The following is a 22,194-nucleotide window of genomic DNA, read 5'->3' as shown; positions in this document are numbered from 1 at the left end:
CTGTCCGCCACCGTCCACCTGTACTGTCCCGTGCCGCGCCGCACCGGCGGTAGGGCCGATCAGGGGCGGGCGCGGCAGGCCCGGCGCCGGGCGGTGGCGGAGGGGCCGCGGGGCGGGGTAGGGACAGCCCTACTACGAAGACACCGACGCGCGCCATGGGACCTCCGGGCGGCGGCGGCGAAAGTGTTACTGGAAGGATCGACCGCAGACCACCCGAGCGAGGACCGCCCCGATGTCGACTGCTGGTATCACCGTGCCCGGCGCGGAGCCCCGCGTGCCGGTGTCCCGACCGAGTTTCTGGCGGGCGCCGTTCAGTGCCCGCGTATGGGGCGAGACGATGCATCTCACCCTCAACTTGTTCGTGGGCATCCTCGGCTTCATCCATGTGGTGGTCTTCGTCGCGCTGGGCATCGGCCTGACGCCGCTGTTCCTGATGGGCCTGCCGCTGATCGGCGCGACCGTGATGGCGTGCCGCGGCTGGGGCACGCTGGAGCGCGGCCGCGCCAAGGCCCTGATGGGCGAAGTGGTGGGCAAGCCCGCCCCCTTCCGGCAGAAGACGCCGGGCTTCACCGGATGGGTGAAGAGCTCGCTGGCGGACGGCAGTGGCTGGCGGGCGGCGCTGTACCTGGTGCTGATGCTGCCGTGGGGCATCTTCACGTTCGCCATGGCGGTGGCCACCTGGGCGGTGACGCTGGCGATGATCACGTATCCGCTGACCCAGCCGCTGTACCGGGAAGCCGACATGCCGGGTGCGCTGCTGCGCGGCGACGGGCCGCACGCGCCGGGCGACGACGTCTACCTGGCCGGCTTCGGCACGGTGACCCTGGTGTTCGCGGTGGGCGTGGTGCTGCTGTTCCTGACCCCGCAGATCATCCGCGGCCTGGCGTGGGTGGACCGGACGATGGTGCGCGGCCTGCTCGGCCCGGCGTTCCTGTCCCGGCAGGTCGAGGAGCTGAAGGTGAGCCGCGGGGCGGCGGTCGACACCGCGGCCTCGGACATGCGGCGCATCGAGCGCGACCTGCACGACGGCGCGCAGGCCCGGCTCGTGTCGCTGGCCATGGACCTGGGCCTGGCCAAGGAGAAGATGAACAGCGACCCGGACGCCGCGCAGCGGATGGTGGTCGAGGCGCACAACGAGGTGAAGCTCGCGCTGCGCGAACTGCGCGATCTGGCCCGCGGCATCCACCCTGCGGTGCTGACCGACCGCGGTCTGGACGCCGCACTGTCGGCGGTGGCCGCGAAGTGCACAGTGCCGGTGACGGTGACCGTGGACCTGCCGCGCCGGCCCAGCGCCCCGGTCGAGCAGGTCGCGTACTACACGGTCAGCGAGCTCCTCACGAACGTGTCCAAGCACAGCGGTGCCACGTCGGCGACGGTGCGGGTCTGGGTCGAGAACGACCGGCTCACGCTGGAGGTCGCCGACGACGGGCACGGCGGTGCCGACCCGGCGCACGGCACCGGCCTGGCCGGGCTGGTGGAGCGGGTCAGGAGCGTGGACGGCACGCTCGCGGTGGACAGCCCCAAGGGCCGCGGGACGCGCGTGAAGGTGACGCTGCCGTAGATCCGGAGGCCTGCCCCCGCCCGGTACCGCCCGGTCGGGGGCAGGGTGACGCACGGCACGTTCCGCCATCCGGGAGACTGGTCCCGCCGGGGCACGGGGTCCCGGCGCCCGGATGGAGGCTTCGAGCGCCGTGCGCGTGGTGATCGCTGAGGATTCCGTACTGCTGCGGGACGGTCTGACCCGGCTGCTGGTGGACCGGGGGCACGAGGTCGTGGCCGCCGTCGACGATGCCGAGCAGTTGCTCGCGGTCGCCGCCGAACTGCGGCCCGAGGTCTGCGTGGTCGACGTGCGCATGCCGCCGACCTTCACCGACGAGGGCATCCGCGCCGCGGTCCGGATGCGCGCCGAGCTGCCCGAGATCGGGGTGCTGATCCTGTCCCAGGCGGTCGAGGAGCAGTACGCCACCGAGCTGCTGGCGGGCAGCACCAGCGGGGTGGGCTACCTGCTCAAGGACCGGGTCGCGGACGTGGGCGACTTCGTGGACGCGGTGGTGCGGGTGGCCAAGGGCGGAACCGCGCTCGACCCTGAGGTCGTCTCCCAATTGCTGGGTCGGAGCCGCAAGCAGAACGTCCTGGTGACCCTGACCCCCAGGGAGCGCGAAGTGCTCGGTTACATGGCCGAGGGGCGCAGCAACGGTGCCATCGCCCAGGCGATGGTGGTGTCCGACGGCGCGGTCGAAAAGCACGTCAGCAACATCTTCGGGAAGCTCGGTCTCGCCCCCAGTGAGACCGATCACAGAAGGGTCCTGGCGGTACTCGCCTATCTCGGATCCTGACACTCTGGTGAACGGATTACTGGACCCATGCCATCATCCCCGCGATCGGAGGCTGGGCTGTCATGGGCCAGTTCTCACCCTAGAAATCGGACAAAATCCACTGTTCTCGGGTGAAATCCGACATCGAATCGCTCCCGCGCACCACCCGGGCCCGCTCAGGGCCCTCCTTGTACAGCCGTACGATGAAACTGCGACATCCGCGCGTGCGCGGACGACTCTGCCGCAGCGCCGAGGAGGTCCTCCACAGTGACCAAACAGGTCAAGCAGATCGACCGGGTTGTCATCCGGTTCGCGGGCGATTCCGGTGACGGAATGCAGTTGACGGGAGACCGTTTCACTTCCGAAACGGCCACCTTCGGCAACGACCTGTCGACTCTGCCCAATTTCCCCGCCGAGATCCGCGCACCAGCCGGAACCCTGCCGGGCGTCTCCAGCTTCCAGCTGCACTTCGCCGACCACGACATCCTGACCCCGGGCGACGCCCCGACGGTCCTCGTGGCGATGAACCCCGCAGCCCTGAAGGCCAACATCCGCGACCTGCCGCGCGGCGCCGAGATCATCGTCAACACCGACGAGTTCTCCAAGCGCGCGATGGCCAAGGTCGGGTACGCCACCAACCCGCTCGAAGACGGCTCGCTGGACGCGTACAACATCCACGCGGTGCCGCTCACCACGCTCACCGTCGACTCGCTCGCCGAGTTCGACATCTCGAAGAAGGACGCGGAGCGCGCGAAGAACATGTTCGCGCTCGGCCTGCTCTCCTGGCTGTACCACCGGCCGACCGAGTCGACGATCGCGTTCCTCAAGAAGAAGTTCGCCAAGCTCCCGGTCATCGCCGAGGCGAACGTGGCGGCCTTCAAGGCGGGCTGGAACTTCGGCGAGACCACCGAGGGCTTCGCGGTCTCCTACGAGATCGCGCCCGCCAAGCTGCCGTCCGGCACCTACCGGAACATCACCGGCAACCTGGCGCTCTCGTACGGCCTCGTCGCGGCCGGGCAGCGCGCCCAGCTGCCGGTGTACCTCGGGTCGTACCCGATCACGCCGGCCTCGGACATCCTGCACGAGCTGTCCAAGCACAAGAACTTCGACGTGCGCACCTTCCAGGCCGAGGACGAGATCGCCGGCATCGGCGCGGCTCTCGGCGCGTCGTTCGGCGGCGCGCTCGGCGTCACCACCACCTCGGGCCCGGGTGTCGCGCTCAAATCCGAGGCGATCGGCCTGGCGGTCTCGCTCGAACTCCCGCTGCTCATCGTCGACGTGCAGCGCGGCGGCCCGTCCACCGGCCTGCCCACCAAGACCGAGCAGTCCGACCTCCTGCAGGCCATGTTCGGCCGCAACGGCGAGGCGCCGGTGCCGATCGTGGCGCCGCGCACCGCGGGCGACTGCTTCGACGCGGCCATCGAGGCGGCCCGGATCGCGCTGAAGTACCGCACGCCGGTCTTCCTGCTGTCCGACGGCTACCTGGCCAACGGCTCCGAGCCGTGGCGCATCCCGGCCGTCGACGACCTGCCCGACCTGCGGGTCGAGTTCGCCACCGAGCCGAACCACGAGCTCGAGGACGGCAGCAAGGTCTTCTGGCCGTACAAGCGCGACGAGGAGACCCTCGCGCGCCCGTGGGCGGTGCCCGGCACCGCCGGCCTCGAGCACCGCATCGGCGGCATCGAGAAGGCGGACGGCACCGGCGCGATCAACTACGAGCCGGCCAACCACGACTTCATGGTCCGCATCCGGCAGGCCAAGGTCGACGGCATCGCCAAGGACATCGAGCCGCTGGAGGTCGACGACCCGACCGGCGACGCGAAGGTCCTGGTGGTCGGCTGGGGTTCGACGTACGGCCCGATCGCGGCCGGCGTGCGGCGCGTGCGCGGCCAGGGCGGCAAGGTCGCCCAGGCGCACTTCCGCCACCTGAACCCGTTCCCGGCCAACACCGCCGAGGTGCTCAAGAAGTACGACAAGGTGATCGTCCCCGAGATGAACCTGGGGCAGCTCGCCCTGCTGCTGCGCGGGAAGTACCTCGTCGACGCCATCGCGTACAACCAGGTCCGCGGGCTGCCGTTCAAGGCCGAGGAACTGGCCGGCGTGATCCAGGAGGTCATCGAAAGTGTCTGAGGCAACCGCTTCCGCCAACGGCGCCGCCGGGCCGGGCGCCGGTTTCCCGTCGCTGACCCTGGTCCCCAAGACCGACGCCAAGCAGTCCATGAAGGACTTCAAGTCCGACCAGGAAGTGCGCTGGTGCCCGGGCTGCGGCGACTACGCGATCCTGGCCGCGGTGCAGGGCTTCCTGCCCGAGCTGGGGCTGCGCAAGGAAAACATCGTGTTCATCTCGGGCATCGGCTGCTCCAGCCGCTTCCCGTACTACATGAACACCTTCGGCATGCACTCGATCCACGGGCGCGCGCCGGCCATCGCGACCGGCCTGGCGTCCTCGCGCCAGGACCTGAGCGTGTGGGTGGTCACCGGTGACGGCGACGCGCTGTCGATCGGCGGCAACCACCTGATCCACGCGCTGCGCCGCAACGTCAACCTGAAGATCCTGCTGTTCAACAACCGGATCTACGGGCTGACCAAGGGCCAGTACTCGCCGACCTCGGAGACCGGCAAGGTCACCAAGTCGACGCCGCTCGGCTCGCTGGACCACCCGTTCAACCCGGTCAGCCTGGCGATCGGCGCCGAGGCGACGTTCGTGGCGCGCACCATCGACTCGGACCGCAAGCACCTCACCTCGGTGCTGCGCGAGGCGGCGGCGCACCCGGGCACCGCGCTGGTGGAGATCTACCAGAACTGCAACATCTTCAACGACGGTGCGTTCGACCAGCTCAAGGACCCGGACACGCGCGACGACGTGACCATCCGCCTGGAGCACGGGCAGCCCATCAAGTTCGGCAAGGACCTGCAGTTCGGGGTCGTCCGCGGCGCGGCGGGCTCGCTCGACGTGGCCGAGGTCGCCCAGGTCGGCGAGGACGCCCTCGTCGTGCACGACGCGCATGCCGAGAACCCGGAACTGGCCTTCGCGCTGTCCCGGCTCGGCGACCTGACCAGCAACTACCACACCCCGATCGGCGTGTTCCGCAACGTCGAACGCCCGGTGTACGACACCCTGATGGCCGACCAGCTGGCCGCCGACACCACCGCGCGCGGCACCGGCGACCTCGCATCGCTCATCGCCGGCAACGACACCTGGACCATTGCCTGACGGTCCGCCAGACTGTGCGGCGCAGCGTCGCAGCAATGCACAATGCAGGACGAGGCCCCGGCATCCTTCGCCGGGGCCTCGTCCGTTTTGCTCCCGCTTTCCTCGCGCTTATGCCCGCTTCTGCCCGGCTGCTTTCGCAGCTGCCCGTTTTTCCGGTTCGTCCCCGGGCGGCGACGCGGCTGCCTACGGTGGGTCCATGACCACCGCCCCTGACGCGCGTTCCGCACCACGCCCCCGGGCCGCTGCCGGCCCCGGTCCCGTCGGCGACCCCGCCGCCGCCCGCATCCGGGCCGAGGCGATCCGCCGGTGGGAGGTGCTGGAGGTCCCGCCGGACGGCTACCACGACATCGCGGCGCTGGCCGCGTACCTGTTCGCGGTCCCGTACAGCGTGGTGAGCGTGATCGGCGAGGACAGCATCCGGTTCCCGGGCCGGTACGGCCTGGACCTGACCGGCATCCCGATGGCCGGCGGCCTCTGCCACACCGTGGTGACCACCGGAAAGCCGCGCACCCTGATGGACGCGACGCTCGAGTCGCCGGACTGCCTCAACCCCCTGGTGGCCGGGGAGTTCGGGCTGCGCTACTACCTCGGCGTCCCGCTGCGCACCGCGGACGGCCACGACATCGGGACGCTTGCGGTCTTCGACACCGAGCCGCGCCCGGTGCCCGAGGACCGCCTCGACGTGCTGATCCGGCTGGCCGGGCTGGTGGTCCGCGAGTTCGAGATCCGGCTCGCGGCCCGCGCCGCGGTGGCCCGCGAGGTGGACGAGCGGCTGGCCGCCGAGGGCCGCTTCTCCGACCTGTCCGCGGCGCTCGGCACGCACGGCACCATCGGCCAGGCGATGGGCATCCTCATGGCGCAGCGCCGCCTCGGCTCCGAGGCGGCCTTCGGCCTGCTGCGCAGTGCGTCGCAGAAGAACAACGTCAAACTGGCCGACGTCGCGGCCCGGTTGGTCGCCGACGTGGAGCGCCGCACACGCGGCTGAACCACGGCCCCGGCGGGCGCACGGGTCCCGGCCGGCCGGGCGGCGGACGCGACGGCATGGGCCGCGACGGGACCGGGTGCGAGAGGAACGGGGACAACAGGGACGCAGAAAGGCCGAGTACGGAGCGCAAGTCGTTCACGTCGTTCGAGCTGTTCGAGTGGTTCAAGTAGTTCGAGTGGTCCGAGTGGTTCGAGTCGGTCAAGGATCGTCCGCGCTCACACCACGCCGCGCACGCGCGTGCGCACGACGGTCGCCACCCACTCGCTCAGCAGCAGGTCGAGTTCCGCCCAGACCGCGGCCGGCGGATGCGCCACCGCGGAGTACACGACCAGCGCGAGGCTGAACCGCGGCCGGCGCAGCGCCGCCGCGGCGCACGAGGCCACCCCCCGCGCACGCAGCTCACGGGCCGCCTCGGGCCACCGCGACTCGCTCGCCAGGTCCGGGAGTTGCACGGTCCCGCCGCTGCGCAGCACGGTCGCCACCGGTCCCGGCAGGTCGGCGTCGAACGCCCCCACCGCCTCGCTCAGCACGCCGTTCGTCGAGGCTTCCGCGAGCAGCTCGTCCGCCCGCCAGAACGCCAGGGTGACGTCGCTGGCCCCGGGCAGGCCGCGCATCGCCAACTCCCCCACCGCGGAGAGCAGGTCCGCCGCGTCGAGGGACTGCGGGCGCAACTCGCGGACCGGGTAGGCGATCACCGCGTCCCGGTTCAGGTCGAACGGCCGGGTGTGGAACACGCCGGAAGAGGATGGACCGGAAGAGAAAGAGCCGGAACCGAACGGGTCGGTGGTCATGACCCCGCCTAGGGTGTGGGGGCAGCGTCGGAGGCCGGAGCGACATCACGCGCACGGCTCACCACGACAGGGCTCGACGACGGTCTCCGGATGCGGCTGACTGCCCAACCACTCCAAGCCTACGTGTTCGGAGCCCATCGGGCCCCGGTTGTGGGCGAGTTCGACCGAACAGTGCGCAGGCAGCCGAGACCTGGGCACGGTCAGCAGGTCCGACCGCCCGTTCGGCGGGGGTGCGTCCGGGCATTCGGCACGGCCCGACTGCCCGGCGGTGCGCTCAGCAGGTGACGTCCCGGTCCGCCATCCGGGCCCAGGCCGCGGAGCCGAACACCAGGACGTATGCCGCCTGCAGTTCGAGGTTGCGCAGCACTCCCCCGGTGGCGACCGGTTCGCGCAGCAGGTCGCCGAACGACATCCAGCGGTCCAGGAACAGCCACGGATGCAGCGCGTGGAACTGCGGGATGGAGGACAGGATCGCGGCCACGATGACAAGGCCGACGGTGGTCGCCATCGCGGCGACCGGGACCGTGGTCAGGGTGGACACGAACAGCCCGATCGCGGCGATGCCGAGCAGCGACACCGCGACGCAGAGCGCGATCAGCAGAGCCCGGAGCAGTGCTTCGCCCATGCCGATCGAGTCGCCGTTGAGCAGCGGCACGTCGCCCATCGGGAAGAGCACCGCGCCGACCGCGAGGGCGGAGAGCGCCACGGTGAAGGTGGCCGCGAAGCAGAAGGCCACCAGGCCGGCGAACTTCACCGCCAGCAGCCGGATCCGCCCGGCCGGGGCGACCAGCAGGTAGCGCAGCGTGCCGCCGCTCGCCTCCCCGGCCACCGCGTCGCCGGCGACCACGCCGACCGTCATCGGCAGGAAGAACGGCAGAGTCGCGGCCAGCGAGGCGAAGACGAGGAACAGCCCGTTGTTGGTGACCTGGGAGACGAACTCCAGACCGCCGTCGCCGTTTCCGCCCCCGCCGCCGTCGGTGAAGTAGCGCAGCGCGACGCCGAGGAGGACGGGGACCAGGGCCAGGAAGCCGAGCATCGCGTACGTGCGCGGGCGCCGGAAGACCAGGCGCATCTCGCTGGCGAGCAGGCCGCGGGCACGCGGCAGCGGGAAGGGGGCGGCGGTGGCAGTGACGGTTGTCCCGGTGGTGCCGGTGGTGTCGTAAGCGGCTGAGGCCGAGCCGGCCGCCGGGGCGCCGGGGGACGAGGCGGTCGGGGCGGTCGGAGCGGTCGGAGTGCCCAGGGTGCTCGGGGTGGTCCGGGCCTGCCGGCGGGCCGGGGCGCTCGTGGCCGGATCGGTCCGCGGCAGTGCGCCCGCGCTTTCAGTCCTCGACATCGAAACCCTCTCCCGTCAGTGCCACGAAGGCGTCTTCCAGCGAGCCGCCGGACGTGCCGAACGAGCGGACGCGCACATCGGCCCGTACCAGCGCCGCGCAGGCGGCTTCCGGGGCGAGGTCGCCGAGTTCGGCCTCCACGCCGGTCGGGGTAGTGCGTACCGACGTCGCCTTGAGCTCGGCGAGGACGAGCGCGGCGCGCCCGGCGTCCGGCGTCTCCACGACGAGCCGGCCGCGGACCGCCGACCGCAGGTCGTCCACGGTGCCCTGGGTGACCAGGCGGCCCCGGCTCATCACCGCGGCGTGCGTGCAGACCTGCTCGATCTCGTCGAGCAGGTGCGAGGACAGGAACACGGTGGTGCCGTCCGCGGCCAGGGTGCGGATGAGCGCGCGGATCTCCCGCATGCCCTGCGGGTCCAGGCCGTTGGTCGGCTCGTCGAGCACCAGCAGGTCGCGCGGGCGCAGCAGGGCCGAGGCGATGCCGAGGCGCTGCTTCATGCCGAGCGAGTACGTGCGGGCCTTGCGGCCGCCGACCGCGGCGAGGCCCACCCGGGCGAGCGCGTCGTCGATCCGGGCGGTGCGGGTGGCCGGGTCGGCGGTGCGGTCCGCGGCGTCCAGCCGGGCCAGATTCTCGCGCCCGGTCAGGAAGCCGTAGTGCGCGGGGCCCTCGATCAGCGCGCCGACCCGCGGCAGGACCGCGCCGGCGGCCCCGGGCATGGGGCCGCCGAGCACGGACGCGGTGCCGGAGGTGGGCCGGATCAGGCCCATCAGCATGCGGATGGTGGTGGTCTTGCCGGAGCCGTTCGGGCCCAGGAAGCCGAACACCGAGCCGGCCGGCACCACGAGGTCGAGGCCGTCCACGGCGAGCCGGTCGCGGCCGTACCGCTTGGACAACCCCCGGGTGACGACGACCGGTTCGCGCTGCGGCGGGGCCGGGGCGTCGGGGCGGGCGGTCGTCCCGGCCGCCGTGGACGTGCTCATCGGGCCGCCGTTCCGGTGTCCGCGGCGGCCACGCCCTGCAGGGTCGCGCCGTCGACCGCGCCCGCGAAGACGCGGCCGTCGTCGGTGGCGAGCACGGTCACCAGCCGGGTGGAGAACAGCGTGCCGCTGCCCCACGGGCCGCTGACCGGGGTGCCGGCCTTGCGCAGCAGGTCGGCGACCGCGGACCCGCCTTCCTCGTTCTCCTTGCTCCCCTTCTTGTCGTTCTTGTCGTTCTTGTCGTTCGTGCCGCCGTCGGCGCCGGGCAGGAACGGTGTGCCGGCCGGCAGCGGGATCTCCACGACCGTGTTCCAGCCGGTGCCGTGGATCCGGGGCAGTTTGCCGTCCAGGGCCGCGGTGAGCTTGCCGAAGTCGGGCTTCCCGATGTCCTTGGCGTCGTCTCCCTTGCGGTCGTTGTTCTCGACGACCTTCGCGCCGGAGGGCGGCTTGAAGTCGAACGTGGAGCGGTCGGGGGCCTTGAAGGAGACCTCGGTGAAGCCGACGTCCACCGCGGGCTTGCCGCCCTTGGCGGTGTCGACCACCACGCGCAGCGGCACGCCGGTCTCGCTGTCGACCGAGACCGTCGCGCCGCCGATCAGGCTGCCGGGCTGCCCCGGGGCGATGCGGAGTTCGTAGACGGGACGGCCCGCCACCTTGCCGGTGCCGGCGACGGTGACCGAGGTGCTCGGGCCTACCGCGGCCAGGAGCTGCTTGGCGGCTTCCTGCGGGGTTGCGGCGAGGCCTGCGGTGGACGGGAGGGGGCCGAAGACGCCGTTCCTGGCGGCGTCCGCGGCGCCCTCGGGGAGAGTGGTGTGGGTCGCGGTGTTGCTGCGGCTGTCGTACGTCCACAGGTCGCGGCCGTTGTGCACGATGTTGTATTCGGCCAGGTCGGCCTGGATGCCGATGCGCTGCCGGTCGGGCCCGTCGACCGCGACGCGCAGGGTGTGCGTGCCGGAGAGGAGTGCGTTCGGGCTTGCGTCGCCCTTTCCGGGCAGGGCGGGGAGGCCGAGGTCGGTGGTGATGCGCACCGAACCGGACAGCGCTTCGGGCTTCGCACCGGCGATCTTGGCCACCACCTCCTCGGCGGTCCGGCCGGGCAGGTTCGGATCGGAGTCGTCGGCGAAGGCGTTCGGGCCGTACACGATCGCGCCGGCGGCGAGGGCTGCGACTCCGAGCGGGAGTGCGACCTTGCCGGCGGTGCGGAATGCCACGGACATGGGGGATGTGCCTTTCCCTGGGCGGCCGGCCCCGGCCCGATTGGCCGGGCGGCCGGTGGATCCAGGGGACCATCGGGGGCGGGTGCCGGGCATCGACCGCGAGGCACAGCGCGGCGTACCTCTTCGGGAGCAGTCGTACGCCCTGCCGACTACCTGACGACTACTCATCCGTCATCCCGTGCAAGGGACATGCATCGGTGCGGTCAGGGGGTGGCGGTGCGTCCCTGCTGCCAGACGCGGGCGGTGCGCGGCGGCAGGACGCGGCCGAACACGTGCCCGGCGAAGTGGCCGCCGGCCAGCAGGGTGTTCTCGTCCTCCAATTCCTTGAGCAGGCGTTCGCGGGTGGCGCGGCCTTCGGCGGGGTCGACGTCGAAGGCGAAGCTCCAGTGCGGTTCGGCGACCTGGACCTGGCAGTGCATGACGTCGCCGAGGACGATCAGGCGGCGCGGGTCGGTGCCGGCCGGGTCGGAGACGACCAGGCTGCGGTGCCCGGGGGTGTGGCCGGGGGTGGGCAGGACCCGTACGCCGGGGGCGAGTTCGGCGTCGTCGGCGGCGAAGGCGATGCGGTCGGCGAGCGGTCCTTGCACGGCGGCGGGGTGCGGGCCGACGAGTTCGTCGGTGCCCGCCCAGTGCCGCCACTCGGCCTCGGCGACCAGGTGCCGGGCGCGGGCGAAGGTGAGGCCGGCGGGGGTGCGGTCCGCGTCGAGGCCGGGGGCCGGGGCGAGGTCGCTGGTCCAGCCGACGTGGTCGTGGTGGAGGTGGGTGTAGAAGACGGTGTCGACGTCGTCCGGGGCGAGGCCTTCGGCGGCGAGGCTCTCCAGCAGGGCGCCGCCCTTGAAGTCGGCCACGCCGGGGACGGCGAAGTCGACGGCGCCGAGGCCGAGATCGACGAGTACCACGCGGTCGTCCGTACGGATGAGGAACGACCCGATGCTGACCGGGAAGCGGCCCGCGGAGTCGAGGTAAGCGGCGTGCGCGGCCCAGCCGTCCGGTGCGCTGGCCGGGAAGAGGACGTCGGGGGCGAGGCGGCCGTGGCCGTCCGGCAGGTAGGTGACCTGCGTGTCGCCGATGCGGACGGTGGCGCGGGAGGCGGCGTCGACCATGGGGGGCTCCTGAGGAGAGGCATGGGGGAACGGGCCGCTGGGGGCGGCGGGTTCCGGTGGGATGCCTCTACCTTCGTCCGGCTGCGGGCGGGCCGGAAGAAGGCACTTTGAAGTGCCTTCGTCCGCCCCGCGAGCCGGTTCAGGGGGACGCGGCCCGGGCGGCGCGGGCCTCTTCGATCTCGTTGATGTGGTGCTCGGTCCAGGTGCGGATCGCCCTGATGGGTTCGCGCAGGCTCTCGCCTAGCGGGGTCAGCGCGTACTCGACCTCGGGCGGCACGGTCGGGTGGACGGTGCGGTCCAGGAAGCCGTCCGCCTCGAGCTGGCGCAGGGTCTGGGTGAGCATCTTCTGCGAGACGCCCTCGATGCGCCGCCGCAGCTGCGCGTGCCGGAGCGGTCCGGCGCCGAGCGCGTCGACGATCAGCACGGTCCATTTGCTCGCGATGTGGTCGAGCACTTGCCGGGTTGCGCACTTGGCCGAGTAGACGTCGGCCGGAAGGCCGGTGGAGGCCACGATGACCACGGCCTCGGCCTGGTCGGAAACCGCTGCTTCGGGTGCCATGCCGCCGACGCTACCCGGCAGGTAGGACATCGAAAGATGAGTCCGGGAAAAACAAGCCCGATAGATATCGTCCCTAACAAAACTATCTGCTAGATTCTCTCTTGTCGGAGGGCAGCGGCGCAGGCCGCGGCCCCGCATCTCGGAGGGGAATCGATGGACCAGCTGGCATCCGCACGTACCGCGTCCCGGACGTATCCGCGCTCGCTCGCACTCGCCCTGCTGTGCCTGGGCATGCTGATGGTGATCCTGGACGGGACGATCGTGACGGTGGCGCTGCCGGCCATCGGCGAAGACCTCGGGTTCTCCGCGGCGAACCTGGCCTGGATCATGAACATCTACATGATCGCCTTCGGCGGCCTGCTGCTCCTGGCCGGACGCCTCGGCGACATCTTCGGCCGCAAGCGGATGTTCCTCGCCGGGCTGGCCGTGTTCACCGTCGCCTCGCTGCTGTGCGGGGTGGCCACGTCCCCCGAGATGCTGCTGATCGCACGCTTCCTGCAGGGTGCGGGCGGCGCGATGGCCTCGGCGGTCAGCCTCGGCATGATCGTCACGCTGTACCCGGAGCCCGCCGAGCAGGGCAAGGCGATCGGCGCGTTCAGCTTCATCGGCGCGGCCGGTGCGTCCATCGGCATGGTGGCCGGCGGCGTCGTGACCGAGCTCGCGAACTGGCACTGGATCTTCCTGGTCAACCTGCCCATCGGCATCGTCGCGCTCGCCCTCTCGGCCCGTGTCCTGACCCCCGACACCCCGACCGGTCCGCGCGGCAAGGCCGACGTCATCGGCGCCACGCTGGTCACCGCGGGTCTGATGCTGCTGGTCTTCGGCGTCGTCGAGGCGGAGAAGTACGGCTGGGCGTCGGCTCGTACGTGGGGTGTGATCGTCGGCGCCTTCGCGCTGATCGCCGGGTTCGCGGTCCGCCAGGCCAAGGCGTCCACCCCGCTCCTCCCGCTCCGCGTCTTCCGCTCCCGCAACGTCTCCGGCGCGAACCTCGTCCAGATCCTCACCATCGCCGCGATGTTCGGCTTCCAGGTCCTCGTCGTCCTCTACATGCAGCACGTGCTGGGCTACGGCGCGGCCAAGACCGGCTGGGCGATGCTGCCCACCGCGGTCGCCATCGGCGCCGTCTCGCTGGGCCTCTCCGCAAAGCTGATCGGCCGCTTCGGCGCCCGCAACGTCCTGGTCGCCGGCCTGCTGATCCTCACCGCCGGCATGCTCTACCTGGCCCGCATCCCGGTGCAGGGCTCGTACCTGGTCGACCTCCTCCCGGTGTTCGCCCTGATCGGCGGCGGCGGCCTCGTCCTCCCCGGCCTGGCCACGCTGGCCATGTCGGACGCCCGCCCCGAGGAAGCCGGCGTCGTCTCGGGCCTCTTCAACACCACCCAGCAGATCGGCGCGGCCCTGGGCGTGGCGCTCCTCAACACCCTGTCCACCTCCCGCGCCGAGGACCTCCTCGCCGACGGCAAGGACACGGCGACGGCCCTGACCGGCGGCTACCACCTCGCCTTCGGCGTCGGCACGGCCCTGCTGGCCGCGGCGACCATCCTGAGCCTGGTCATCCTGCGCACCCCGAAGGCCGCCGGCTCGGGCGAGATCGCCTCCTCGGACGGCACCCCGGCGGACACTGCCGCCGCCCAGCCCCTGGTGCACATCTGACCCCGCCCCTCCCCCCCCACCACGGCCGGCCCGGCCCCCCGGGCCGGCCTTCGGTGTTCCTCAGGCGTCCCGGTCGGCATCACCCTGCGGCTCCGCGTCACGACCGCATCACGTCGGCGGTGGCGGCCGCCACCGCTGGTCAGGCTGGAACGGAGCAGGGCAACGACACAAAGACGGGGGTCCGGATGCCCATGCAGGAGTGGCCCGAAGGACCGTACGCCGATCCGGAGAAGGCCCGCGAGCGGTACCGGCAGGACCTCGCCCAGGACCGCGCGGCCCTCCGGGAAGTCCTGCGCGCCGACAACAAGGACGCTCATCTCGGCGTGGTGATCGTGCTGATCGCGGCCGGGATGGCCGCGTGGATCGGCGGACCGGTGGTCGCGGCGTCCATCGGGGCGGCGTTCGCAGGACTGTACGTGCTGACACTCGCGGTAATGCTGCTGCGCGGGATCCGCGGCGGTGACGCCTTCGGCCGCTCTTACCGCTTCACGTTCGGCTGGAGCCAGTGGTTCTGAGGTGCCCCGCCGCCCGGCACCCCATTTGCCGACGCTCCCGGCCTCGGCGGATCATCAGATGCCTATGAACACACGCATCGCATGGACCGTCCGCCCCAAGACCGACGCCGACAGGGCCGCGGTCCACGCCGTCAACGCCGCCGCGTTCGAGACCCCCGCCGAGGCCGAACTCGTCGACGCGCTGCGCACGGACGAGGGATGGATCCCCGGGCTGTCGTACGTCGCGACCACCCCGGACGGCACGGTCGCCGGGTACGTCCTGCTGACCCGCTGCCACATCGGCGAGACCCCCGCGCTGTGCCTGGCCCCGGTCGCCGTCCTCCCGGAGTACCAAAAGTCCGGCGCGGGCGCCGCCGTCATCGACGCCGTACTCGCCCGGGCCCGCGAGATGGGCGAAAGCGCCATCACCGTCCTCGGCCACCCGGACTACTACCCGCGCTTCGGGTTCCAGCGGGCCTCTTCGTTCGGCATCCACGCCCCGGTGGAGGTCCCGGACGAGGCCATGATGGCGATGTCCCTGGACGGCGCCCCACTCCCGAGCGGCACGATCCGCTACGCGGCAGCCTTCGGCATCTGACCGGGCGTCCGGACGCTTCCTCTGTGTCGCCGCCCACTCCGGGCGGCGGCACGGCTGTTTGTCCTACGCTCCCAGCGCGTCGCGCAGGGCTGCGACCACGACCTCGTCGGGGTGGCGCGTCCGGGCTGCTGCCTCGGCGTACGCCAGCGTGTCGGCGAAGTCCTCCGGTGCGGCGGCGTGCAGTTGCGCGGCTATCCAGCGCCCGAGTGCGGACGGGTCGTCCGGCACCGCGGCAGCCAGTTCTGCGGGGGCCTCGGGCGCGGCTGGTGCGGCAGGCGCCGCGGGGTGCCGGATCCGCCGCAAGAAGCGGGGCATCGCGATGGCCGGTTTGCGGGGCCCGGGTGCGGCGGCGTCGGCCGGCGGCTCAGACGTCGGCTCCGGCGCATCGTCCGGCTCGTCCCAGCCGGACGCGTCCGGCTCGGTCCCCTCCGATGCGTACCGGCCGACCGGCAAGCGCACTTTGTGCGGATGCACGCAGACGCCCACGCCGGTCTCTGCGTCCAGCCGCAGCGCCCGTTCGGGGTTCCAGGGCCAGGCCCGCGGATCCGGCCGCTCCGCCACGTCGAACTCGCCCAGCCCGAACTGCAGCGACGGGCAGTAGGTGCACACGTCGTCCGCGATCCACGGCGGAGTGGCGCGACGCTCGAGGGACATGCCGACGAGCCTAGAGCGCGCACTCCGCTCGACAGTCGCCCGTCGGCCTGCTCGCACCGCTCAGCCGGGCTTACATCTCCGCTGCGGTCACGGTCGGTCAGGGACGGCGCGCCGGATCAGACACAGTTGTCCGATCTCCGCGACGTTCTTCATGAGCTCGACGTTCACCCAGGCCGCGGTGTCCGCGACCGTGAACGAGGACCCTTCGCCCCAGGGGACGACAGACAGCGCGTCCAGCCGGGCGTCGTCCAAGTCCTCCAGCAGCCGCAGCCATTCCGTACGGTGCTCCCGCAGACGAGCGACCACGGCAGCAGCATCCCGCTGGGGTTGAACGTCTGCCCGCGCCCGAAGAGTTCGCCCCTGGACGCCGTCGATCGCGGTCCCCCACCACCAGTCGACGTGCCAGCACAGCCAGGCCACCGTCGGCACCGGCACGGGATCGGGCTCCGAGTCCGCCCAGTCGACCACCCACGCACCGGCATCCGTCTCCCGAATGCTCCAGTGCACTGCAGCCGCCGGCCACAGGTAGTCGGCGTCCGCCAGACGTTCCAAGTGATACTCGAACAGCGCCCAGGTGACCTCGAACTGCCCGCGCAGCAAGGCGCCTCGCACAGTGATCATCCTCAGAGACTCCCAGACGCCGCCGAGCTCGACCTCTGCTTTTCGCGCCGCGGCCCGCCAATCTCCAGCGCTGATCAGCGACGCTTCCGTAGTCTCGCTCAGTACTGCCGTTCGACTAGGTTCCGCCGCAATTCAGCAGGGCCGGCAACTCGTCAAGGCTGTCTACCTGCCAGTCCGCTTCCGCGGCCTCGGGTGCTGCTGCCCACAGATAACCCCATGGACCACGCCGCACATGCGCCGTCCGCAGTCCGGCTGCGCGGGCCGGAACTATGTCGTTGAACGGATGGTCGCCGACGTACACGATCTCGTCCCGGTGCCCAGGAGCGAATGCCGCAACCTGCTCGAAGAACTCCGGCCGCGGCTTCGCCACTCCCCACTCACCGGACGTGGCGATGGCGTCCACGGGCAGGTGCAGTGCCCGCAGCAGTTCAGCGGCACGCGCCGTTTGATTGCCTGCGATCCCGACCCACACACCGGCGCCGCGCAGCGCGTGCAACGTCGGCCGCACATCAGGGTAGAGGTCGCTGTCGCCAAGTTCTTCACCACAGCCGGCAGCCTCGCGAAGGGCGTACTCGGCGCCGACATTCAGCCCGGGGCGGATGAGCCGCAACGCCTCGGCGTTGTCGTGACCGCGGGCAACTACAGCACCGACGAGAGCGGTGAGGGTCGATCCGGGGACGCCGAGCCAATCGGCCCAGCCTTGCCAGAACCTGCTGTCACACGTCAGGGTCTCGCCGACATCGAAGACCACGGACCTGATCACCGAAGCAGCCTAGCCGCGAAAGTCCCCCCGAGACGCGCGACAGCAATCCCGCATGGCGGCCGACGACGCCCATTGCTTGGTGGCCGTCCATCGGGCCGCCTGCGCCGGCAGCTCTTGGGCACGCCGGGGGACCACCAGGAGCTGTGTCGCACGGATCCGTGGCGCGGCGAACGGCGGATACCAGAGGCATGGCGCCGCGCCGAGTAGCCTGCTGGACATGGAGTTCCGCGAGTTCGGTGATCGCCGGTCCGTGCAGCGCCCGAACCTCGAGGCGGTCGATCTCGAGGAACATCCCGGTCTCTTCAAAGGCTTCGTCGACCTCGCCACCGTGGTGGTAGCCGGCGGCGACCACAGAGGTATCCAGTCCGAGGGAAAGATTGCGTACGCCTCGCTCACCGACGTCGGACTGAGCGAGACACACATCCAGCCCCTGCAACTGGCGGACGTCGCCATGGTGCACTGCGACCTGTCGAACGCACGGTGGCATGACGTCGAGATGGCCCGGGCCGAATTGGACGGTTGCCGTGCTGTCGGGATGGACCTGGAAGGCAAGTTCGACGACCTGTACGCCGTGGACACACGCTTCGACCTGATGTCGCTGCAGCGGAAGCGGGGCCGCGCATGGACGGTCTTCGAGCGGTGCTCGTTCAAGGACGCGGTGCTGGGCGGCTCATTCGATCAGGTGATCTTCCGCGACTGCGACCTGTCGGGCGCGGAGTTCGAGGCGACTTCGGCTCGGGGCGCTGATGTGCGTGGATCTCGACTCGACGGCGTACGCGGCTTGATGACGCTGCGCGGGGCCACGCTGGACGCGGACCAGGCTCGTGAGGTGGCGGAGCAACTCGCGGCGGAAGCAGGCTTCGTCGTCGCCCCCTGATCCGCCACCCGAGCGAGTCCGACTACTTGCTCCAGTTGTCCCAAGTCGGGCGGTTGTCGAACCGCTGCCCCTGGTTGTCCCAGGTAGGTCGGCTGTCGAAGCCAGCCAACGGAACAGCGACGCGTGAAGCGTCGACGAGCACTTGCCAGGCCACCCGTTCGGCGGCAATGCGGTCAATGAGCGTGGGCATGGCGCATGACTCCTTCTACGAGGGCGATTTTCGAGCCGGTGCAGTATCGAGTGCGGGTGCCGTCGAGACGGCCTCCGTGCTCGAAGTACTTGTTCGCAGGGTGGCCTCCGCCGCAGAACGCGTAGTACGGGCACGTGGCCCGGCAGTCGTCGACACCAGCGAGAAACTCCGGCAGCCAGGCCGTCCGATTCGCGGCTTCGGCAAGAAGCACCTCCAGTGAGACTTGGAGGACGTTGCCGGTTGCCAGGGTCCCGAATCGCGCATCGTCGAATCCGGCGAGCTCAGGGGATATCAGCACCACCGAGCCGTCGTAGGCAACCGTAGGCAGCGGGTCCAAGCGCTCGGCGCCGTCAGGTCGCTCACCTGCCAGAACGGCGTCGGCGAAAGACAGGACGCGGTCAAGCTCGCGTACCCGCATGCGGCCGTCGTGCCGCCACGCGTCCGCCATGGCTTCCCAGAATGCGGTGACCGTCTCGGTGTCCCGCTCGCTGCTGCGAGTGTTGGTCCCCTCCTGTTCCTCGATGTTGATGCCTGCCACATCGCTTCCGAGGTCCGCAAGGAAGCCGTACAGCTCCTGCGCGACATCCGGCGACGGATCGGTGACTACGGCGATGACCGAGAACGGGATCCGATGATGACGCAATCGGCCGATGCCGCGCATGATTCGGTCGAACGCCGGGCTGCCGGAACGCGTGACCCTCTCGGCGTTCATCACCTCGGTGCCGTCGATGCTCACGCCGACACGCATGCGGTGATCTTGAAAGAATCGACACCATGCGTCGTCGATCAAGGTGGCATTGGTCTGCAGGCTGTGAGTGACACCCTCGAAGGGGTTCATCAACGCAGCCAAGTAGTCACGGCCGGCGGCCAGCGGTTCGCCGCCGTGCCAGACGACCTCGAATCCGGGACGAGCAGCAGCCCAGCGGTTCACGCTCGTTGCGGTGCTCTGCGCGACAGGCAGCGACATCAGATGGTTGGTCTTGCGGAACGGCAGGTAGCAGTATCTGCAGTCGAGGTTGCACAAGGTGGTGGGCTGCAGGATCACCGAGTTCGGTACGGCGGAGAGTCGGGCGACCGACGGGATCGTCGGTCGGGACGTCGCGGCAGAAGGAACCGTCGCCGCGAGGGCAGCATCTGTGTCGGCTGCCGGCAGAGGGATGTTCATGGCCTGATCACCCGATGGAGTTCGGTGGCCAGGACCGTCCACTCTGTTCCTCCGCGCTCCGGGCGCAGATACAGAGTGGGCCGGCCGTGGGGCGGGTCCAGGAGATCCATGACGCGCTGGCGACCGTAGATCGTGTTCAGGATGCAGCCGATCGGCGGCGACAGGTTCGCTGCTGAAGCGGCCCAGTCGCCGCCCACCTCGGGTCGCAGGTGGTACAAGTCCGCGCCCGTGTCCTCAGGGATGGCGATCACTACGCCGATGCGTTGGAGGGCAGTGTCATACGCAAGGTCGCCCCGCCGAGGGAGCCACGTTGCCACCTGCTGCGAGTCGGCTTCGGTTGCCGGTTCGGTGAGCGTCCGTCGTTCTTCCGTCATGCAACGCACGGTAATCATTCGATCACATGCAATATGAGTCAGGGGAATAACGCCTGGTCGTCCAGATGAAATCGGCTCGACATACCCCGGAGGCGCTCGCGGGTGGAGGCGCGTTCGGCGTAGACGATCTGCCGAAGCGTCGCCCGGGCAAGGGGATGGTTACGTACCAACTGCGGTGCAAGTCGCTCGGCTTGCTCCAGCTCGGTCAGTGCCTGGGGACGATTGCCGTCCCAGAGCCAGGCGCGGGCCAGATCCATGTGGTGGTGCCCGCGGCGGGAATTCGGCAGCATCGCGAGGTGCTGCGGATCGGCGCGTTGATTCAGGTCCAGCGCCCTTGCCTGATTGCTGAGTTCCAAGGCAATGCTGATCTCGTGAATCTGCACGTTGCCGGTCGAGAACGTCAGCGAGTGCCGGTCGTAGACGGGTGGACCGTCATACGCGTCTGCCCTCATGCTGGCGTCGCGGGCATGCCCAAGCCGTTCGTCGGCTTCGCGAGAGTTGCCTTTGCGCGCTTGTGACACTGCGGCACGCAACTGCAGTGTCCCCCACACCCGTAGTGCCAGTAGATCGCCTTGTGTGTAGTCCTGCTCGATGCCGTGCAGCGCCTTGTCCGCGAGAGCAATGGCGTCGTCCCAATCGGCCGTGGCCCACATGTCCCACACGCGCATCCAGTCGGCCACGGCCGGCAGCAGCGGATCACCGGACAGGCGCGCGGACCACGCGGCGCGCTCGCAGGCCATCGCGACCAGCTCCGGATGCCCCAGGGCGTGCGCGGCAGTGTGTGCGAACTTGCAGCACACCGCGTAGACGGCGAAAGCTTCTTCGCGTTCGTGACCCGCAGAGACTTCGGCCAGGGCACGAGCCTCACGGATCAGGTCCGGGAGGCTCTTGATGATGGCCACGTTAGCCGCCGCATCCCGTAGGCGGTGCAGCCGCAGCAGCTCGTGCCACAGACCCGCCGATGATCGCGGCGTACCGTCGAATACCGGGGCCAGATCGTACCGGCGAAGTTCGCGCAGGATCGATGCCGCTGCGGCGTGCCACTGATTGTCGGACGGTGAGCCTGCGTACGGCCGCTCGATGAGGGTGTTCGGGTGGCAATGCAGCGCCGCGGCAATCTGGTTGATCAACGCCGCCCGGTCCAGTTCCAGGTGCCCCTTCTCCACCTTGGACAACCAGCCCTGGGACTTGCCGACGGCGGCAGCAAGATCGGCCTGCGTCATCCCGAGGCGCAGGCGCTGCCTACGGATGCGGCGGCCGATCGCCTCTTGCTCCTCGATCTCGTACGGCATGACAGCGCTCCGTTCCGATCGCATGGCCCTACCGCGAAGGTACTCGTTCACACCCGTCTGCCCCACTACGCAGCCGCAGATGAAGAATCCGCCGTCAGATCGAAGGATGTTCGTCCCCAAGGGTCTTCGCCACGGGCTGGTCGGGTTTCTCCAAGACAGCGGCGGTTGTGCTTGGGAGCGTCGGGGCGGCCACGGCGGTTCGCGCGTGGCTCCGTCCATCGCTTCGGGGGTAGCCCAGCATGCCGAAGATCACCGCCAAGGTGACCATGGTTCTTTCCTCGACCGCCCTGGCCTTCGCCGGGCTTACCGCCGCTGCGCCTGCGGCAAGCGCCGAGTCGCTGTGCAACTACATCAGCGACTCCGCGCGCCCGACCGTCTACGTCAACCAGGACGGCACAGCCACGAAGCAGGTTCAGTGCCTCATCAACTGGTACAGCGGCTACCCGCCGATCATCGCGGTGGACGGTGACTACGGCCCCGCGACGTACACCGCGATCAAGTGGGTTCAGAACTGCCACAACCTCGTCGACGACGGCATCGTGGGCAACCAGACCTGGGCGAAGCTCTACAGCCCGTGGGCCCGCTGTGCCAGCTCCTGACCGTTCGTCTCGTACCTACGTTCAAGACTCAGGCCAGACCGTTCGGGGTGTTCCTCGCGCGGCCGCCCCACCGGGCGGCCGCGCAACCTTCGGACTCTCTTGCTCACCAGTGAACGGACCTACCGCGTACGCGAGGTGCCCTGGTCGGTGCTCCCGCGTTTCGCGGGCGCACCGACACCTCCGTACCGCAGTCCCGTATAGCCGAAGACGAACTCACCGACTCGGCAGGACCGCGGGGTTGTACGGCGCCGTCGCCCGACCGGGCGGCGGCGCAACCTCCCCCACCACCGCTTCGGCGAGAGCAGCCTCGTCCGTGAATGCCGGCTACGGGGTGCGCCGACCGATGCGTCGGCATCGCCGCCTGCCGTCGAGTGCGGCGCCAAAGCAAGCCTGAGAGCGCCACCTCGGGGTTTCCCTGACG

General features: G+C 70.4%; 23 protein-coding genes. 10 read left to right on the top strand and 13 right to left on the bottom strand.

The window, feature by feature from the left end; all coding sequences use genetic code 11:
• Positions 1-232: 232 nt before the first annotated feature.
• From LZ495_RS35670 to LZ495_RS35650, 5 genes are all read left to right on the top strand, one after another.
• Entirely contained in the window at positions 233-1,561 is a 1,329-nt protein-coding gene (locus LZ495_RS35670) for a sensor histidine kinase (RefSeq protein WP_235057300.1), read from the top strand.
• A gap of 130 nt (positions 1,562-1,691) precedes the next feature.
• Positions 1,692-2,336, top strand: coding sequence for a response regulator transcription factor (locus LZ495_RS35665; RefSeq protein ID WP_308268692.1), 645 nt, complete (start codon positions 1,692-1,694; stop codon positions 2,334-2,336).
• Between the two features lie 246 nt (positions 2,337-2,582).
• Entirely contained in the window at positions 2,583-4,445 is a 1,863-nt protein-coding gene (locus tag LZ495_RS35660) for a 2-oxoacid:acceptor oxidoreductase subunit alpha (RefSeq protein ID WP_235057298.1), read from the top strand.
• 88 nt (positions 4,446-4,533) lie between these two features.
• The gene (locus tag LZ495_RS35655) at positions 4,534-5,529 is read left to right on the top strand and encodes a 2-oxoacid:ferredoxin oxidoreductase subunit beta (protein ID WP_235057352.1); all 996 of its coding nucleotides are present in this window, start codon (positions 4,534-4,536) and stop codon (positions 5,527-5,529) included.
• A gap of 196 nt (positions 5,530-5,725) precedes the next feature.
• Positions 5,726-6,514, top strand: coding sequence for a GAF and ANTAR domain-containing protein (locus LZ495_RS35650; RefSeq protein ID WP_235057297.1), 789 nt, complete (start codon positions 5,726-5,728; stop codon positions 6,512-6,514).
• A 215-nt stretch (positions 6,515-6,729) separates the two neighbouring features.
• On the opposite strand, the gene LZ495_RS35645 is transcribed toward LZ495_RS35650, so the two are convergent.
• The 6 genes from LZ495_RS35645 to LZ495_RS35620 all read right to left on the bottom strand — a co-directional run bounded on the left by LZ495_RS35645 (position 6,730) and on the right by LZ495_RS35620 (position 12,493).
• The gene (locus LZ495_RS35645; RefSeq protein WP_235057296.1) at positions 6,730-7,248 is read right to left on the bottom strand and encodes a hypothetical protein; all 519 of its coding nucleotides are present in this window, start codon (positions 7,246-7,248) and stop codon (positions 6,730-6,732) included.
• 331 nt (positions 7,249-7,579) lie between these two features.
• Positions 7,580-8,638, bottom strand: a complete 1,059-nt coding sequence (locus tag LZ495_RS35640; protein WP_372498696.1) for an ABC transporter permease — start codon at positions 8,636-8,638, stop codon at positions 7,580-7,582.
• Positions 8,625-9,617 (bottom strand): ABC transporter ATP-binding protein, encoded by a 993-nt coding sequence (locus tag LZ495_RS35635; RefSeq protein ID WP_235057295.1) that lies wholly within the window; start codon positions 9,615-9,617, stop codon positions 8,625-8,627. Before LZ495_RS35635 ends, LZ495_RS35640 begins: the two co-directional genes overlap by 14 nt.
• Entirely contained in the window at positions 9,614-10,831 is a 1,218-nt protein-coding gene (locus tag LZ495_RS35630) for a LolA family protein (protein ID WP_235057294.1), read from the bottom strand. Before LZ495_RS35630 ends, LZ495_RS35635 begins: the two co-directional genes overlap by 4 nt.
• 203 nt (positions 10,832-11,034) lie before the next feature.
• Complete coding sequence (locus LZ495_RS35625) at positions 11,035-11,934, bottom strand: MBL fold metallo-hydrolase (protein ID WP_235057293.1); 900 nt, start codon at positions 11,932-11,934, stop codon at positions 11,035-11,037.
• Positions 11,935-12,073: 139 nt separating this feature from the next.
• On the bottom strand, positions 12,074-12,493 hold the full coding sequence (locus LZ495_RS35620) for a winged helix-turn-helix transcriptional regulator (protein WP_235057292.1): 420 nt from the start codon (positions 12,491-12,493) through the stop codon (positions 12,074-12,076).
• A 153-nt stretch (positions 12,494-12,646) separates the two neighbouring features.
• Between LZ495_RS35620 and LZ495_RS35615 the strand changes: the two genes are divergently transcribed.
• The 3 genes from LZ495_RS35615 to LZ495_RS35605 all read left to right on the top strand — a co-directional run bounded on the left by LZ495_RS35615 (position 12,647) and on the right by LZ495_RS35605 (position 15,238).
• Entirely contained in the window at positions 12,647-14,146 is a 1,500-nt protein-coding gene (locus LZ495_RS35615) for an MFS transporter (RefSeq protein ID WP_235057291.1), read from the top strand.
• A gap of 185 nt (positions 14,147-14,331) precedes the next feature.
• A complete protein-coding gene (locus LZ495_RS35610; protein WP_235057290.1) occupies positions 14,332-14,661 on the top strand; it encodes a hypothetical protein in 330 nt (109 codons plus the stop codon).
• Between the two features lie 64 nt (positions 14,662-14,725).
• Positions 14,726-15,238 carry a GNAT family N-acetyltransferase gene (locus LZ495_RS35605; RefSeq protein WP_235057289.1) on the top strand — a complete coding sequence of 171 codons (513 nt, stop codon included), beginning with the start codon at positions 14,726-14,728 and terminating at the stop codon, positions 15,236-15,238.
• A 63-nt stretch (positions 15,239-15,301) separates the two neighbouring features.
• On the opposite strand, the gene LZ495_RS35600 is transcribed toward LZ495_RS35605, so the two are convergent.
• From LZ495_RS35600 to LZ495_RS35590, 3 genes are all read right to left on the bottom strand, one after another.
• Positions 15,302-15,892: a hypothetical protein gene (locus LZ495_RS35600; protein ID WP_235057288.1), complete on the bottom strand. Its 591-nt coding sequence runs from the start codon at positions 15,890-15,892 to the stop codon at positions 15,302-15,304.
• A gap of 87 nt (positions 15,893-15,979) precedes the next feature.
• The gene (locus tag LZ495_RS35595) at positions 15,980-16,513 is read right to left on the bottom strand and encodes a DinB family protein (RefSeq protein WP_235057287.1); all 534 of its coding nucleotides are present in this window, start codon (positions 16,511-16,513) and stop codon (positions 15,980-15,982) included.
• A gap of 115 nt (positions 16,514-16,628) precedes the next feature.
• Positions 16,629-17,276, bottom strand: a complete 648-nt coding sequence (locus tag LZ495_RS35590; RefSeq protein ID WP_235057286.1) for an HAD family hydrolase — start codon at positions 17,274-17,276, stop codon at positions 16,629-16,631.
• Between the two features lie 217 nt (positions 17,277-17,493).
• On the opposite strand from LZ495_RS35590, the gene LZ495_RS35585 reads away from it, so the two are divergent.
• A complete protein-coding gene (locus tag LZ495_RS35585; protein ID WP_235057285.1) occupies positions 17,494-18,153 on the top strand; it encodes a pentapeptide repeat-containing protein in 660 nt (219 codons plus the stop codon).
• Between the two features lie 22 nt (positions 18,154-18,175).
• Here the strand turns inward: LZ495_RS35585 and amcA are convergent, their stop codons facing one another.
• The 4 genes from amcA to LZ495_RS35565 are packed head-to-tail and all read right to left on the bottom strand — an operon-like array spanning position 18,176 to position 21,174.
• Positions 18,176-18,343, bottom strand: a complete 168-nt coding sequence (gene amcA, locus LZ495_RS35580) for a multiple cyclophane-containing RiPP AmcA (RefSeq protein WP_235057284.1) — start codon at positions 18,341-18,343, stop codon at positions 18,176-18,178.
• Positions 18,327-19,508 carry a cyclophane-forming radical SAM peptide maturase AmcB gene (gene amcB / locus LZ495_RS35575; RefSeq protein ID WP_235057283.1) on the bottom strand — a complete coding sequence of 394 codons (1,182 nt, stop codon included), beginning with the start codon at positions 19,506-19,508 and terminating at the stop codon, positions 18,327-18,329. Before amcB ends, amcA begins: the two co-directional genes overlap by 17 nt.
• Positions 19,505-19,882 (bottom strand): hypothetical protein, encoded by a 378-nt coding sequence (locus LZ495_RS35570; protein WP_235057282.1) that lies wholly within the window; start codon positions 19,880-19,882, stop codon positions 19,505-19,507. The genes amcB and LZ495_RS35570 overlap by 4 nt, the downstream gene beginning before the upstream one ends.
• Positions 19,883-19,920: 38 nt before the next feature.
• Complete coding sequence (locus LZ495_RS35565; RefSeq protein ID WP_235057281.1) at positions 19,921-21,174, bottom strand: helix-turn-helix domain-containing protein; 1,254 nt, start codon at positions 21,172-21,174, stop codon at positions 19,921-19,923.
• 239 nt (positions 21,175-21,413) lie between these two features.
• On the opposite strand from LZ495_RS35565, the gene LZ495_RS35560 reads away from it, so the two are divergent.
• A complete protein-coding gene (locus tag LZ495_RS35560) occupies positions 21,414-21,773 on the top strand; it encodes a peptidoglycan-binding domain-containing protein (protein ID WP_235057280.1) in 360 nt (119 codons plus the stop codon).
• Positions 21,774-22,194 lie beyond the last annotated feature (421 nt).

Origin of the sequence: Yinghuangia soli (assembly GCF_021502675.1) — a bacterium.
Classification (GTDB): Bacteria; Actinomycetota; Actinomycetes; order Streptomycetales; family Streptomycetaceae; genus Yinghuangia; species Yinghuangia soli.
Note: the sequence above shows the minus strand (reverse complement) of the source record. Positions and strands in the feature narration are given on the sequence as shown.